The following is a 1,521-nucleotide window of genomic DNA, read 5'->3' on the forward strand; positions in this document are numbered from 1 at the left end:
GTCGGCGCCCCGGGCGGCGGAGGGCGTCGAGATCGTGTCGTTCATCCTGCTGGGCCCGCTGATCCAGCGCATCCCGTGCCGCGTGGTCTACGTGGTCGACGAGCCGGATCGCCGCGGCTTCGCCTACGGCACGTTGCCCGGCCACCCGGAGATCGGCGAGGAGGCGTTCACAGTCCGGCTGACCGCGGGCGGCGAGGTCCGCGCCAACATCCGAGCCTTCTCCCGCCCGGGCACCCTGCTGACCCGGGCCGCGGGCCCGCTAGGCCGCCTGGCCCAGTCCTACTACACCACCAGATACCTGAAGTCCCTCAGCACCCACACAACCCGCACCCCCAAGAACTGGTAGCCCACCCACCTTCCGCGACCCGAACACGTGCGCGAGCTACCACGCCGGCCGGCCGCCGGCGGCGAACAGTGGTGGCCCAGCCACCTTTCCGCGGCGCGGATGCGTGCGTGGGCTACCACTTCTGGTCCCGGGTCGGCGGCGCAAGCGAATAGTGGTAGCCCAGAGACGCATCCGCAGCGCGGATGCGTCTGTGGGCTACCACTTTGTTGTGCGGTCCGCGGGGTGTGCGGGCCGCGGCGCAACCACTCACGCAGGTCGCCGGGTGGGCGCATCGGTTTGGACGCGTCAGCGGCCAGATGTGGCCGCCCGGCCCTCGGCGGGAGCAGCGGTCTGCACCACCCACCCGGCTACGACATGAACTTGATCTTGGTCAGAGGTCGGCGACGTCCGCCTGCTTGGCGCGGACCGCCTCGGCCGCCTCCTTGAGGCCGTCGAGCTCGGACGACGTGAGCTCGGTCTCCACGACCTTCTTGATGCCCGTCGCGCCGACCTCGGCCAGCACGCCCAGGTAGACGCCGTTGATGCCGTACTCGCCGTCGACCCACGCGCAGACCGGCAGCACCGCGCCGGAGTCCTCGGCCACCGCCTTGGCCATGCGGGCCGCCGCGGCCGACGGCGCGTAGTACGCCGAACCCGTCTTGAGCAGCGCGACCACCTCGGCGCCGCCGTTGCGGGTGCGCGTGACCAGCTCCTCGATCTTGTCGGCCGGCAGCAGGTCGGAGAGCGGCTTGCCGTTCACGGTGCACTTCGACGGCACCGGCACCATCGTGTCGCCGTGCGAGCCCAGCGTGAGCGCCTCGACGCTCTTCACCGGCACCTCGAGCGTCTCGGCGATGAAGTTGGTGAACCGGGCGGTGTCGAGCACGCCCGCCTGGCCGAAGACGCGGTTGTGCGGGAACTGGGTGGCCAGCTGGGCCAGCGCGGTCATCTCGTCGACCGGGTTCGAGACCACGATGACGACGGCGTTGGGGGCGTACTTCGCGATGTTCTCCGCCACCTGCCGGACGATCTTCGCGTTCACCTCGAGCAGATCCATCCGGCTCATGCCCGGCTTGCGCGGCAGGCCGGCCGTGACCACGACGACGTCCGAGCCCTCGATCGCCTCGTAGCCCTCGCCGTTCGGCCCGGTGGTCACGCCGACGACCTTGGTCTCGAAGCCCTCGACCGGCCGGGAC

The 1,521-nt window shown here is 70.9% G+C and carries 2 protein-coding genes; one reads left to right on the forward strand and one right to left on the reverse strand.

Features of this window, described 5'->3' with window-relative positions; translation table 11 throughout:
- A partial coding sequence (locus AB0M20_RS42865; protein ID WP_364307178.1) for a DUF1990 domain-containing protein occupies nucleotides 1-346 on the forward strand: 346 nt, incomplete at its 5' end.
- Between the two features lie 370 nt (nucleotides 347-716).
- Here the strand turns inward: AB0M20_RS42865 and AB0M20_RS42870 are convergent.
- Nucleotides 717-1,521 (reverse strand): malate dehydrogenase (locus AB0M20_RS42870; protein WP_364307180.1); only part of this gene is annotated, 805 nt, incomplete at its 5' end.

The organism is Actinoplanes sp. NPDC051633 (assembly GCF_040681735.1).
GTDB lineage: Bacteria > Actinomycetota > Actinomycetes > Mycobacteriales > Micromonosporaceae > Actinoplanes.